Below are 389 nucleotides of genomic sequence, written 5' to 3'. Positions count from 1 at the left end.
GTACTCGTCACCGGCGACAACCAAGGCAGCGCGGCCATGGTGGCGCGTGAACTGGGCATTGACCAGGTTCGTGCAGAGGTCCTTCCAGAGAGCAAGTCCGAGATCGTTTCCGAGCTGCGAGCGCAGGGAAAGCAGGTGGCCATGGTGGGCGACGGCATCAATGACGCCCCCGCGCTTGCGGCGGCCAACGTGGGGATCGCCATGTCCACCGGCACTGATGTTGCGATGCACGCTGCCGGGATCACCTTGATGCGGGGAGATCCTGCTCTGATCGCCGATGCGATCGACATCTCACGCCGCACCTACGCGAAAATCCGCCAGAACTTGTTCTGGGCGTTCGCATACAACGTGATCGGTATTCCGTTGGCCGCGTTCGGTCTGCTCAACCC

Annotated in this window: 1 protein-coding gene; it reads left to right on the top strand. The window is 62.5% G+C overall.

From position 1 onward, the window contains the following. Positions 1–389: HAD-IC family P-type ATPase (locus tag K9U40_RS24530; RefSeq protein ID WP_282892637.1), on the top strand; the 389-nt coding region annotated here is incomplete at both ends.

Source organism: Xanthobacter autotrophicus, from assembly GCF_030015065.1.
GTDB lineage: Bacteria > Pseudomonadota > Alphaproteobacteria > Rhizobiales > Xanthobacteraceae > Xanthobacter > Xanthobacter autotrophicus_D.
Note: the sequence above shows the minus strand (reverse complement) of the source record. Positions and strands in the feature narration are given on the sequence as shown.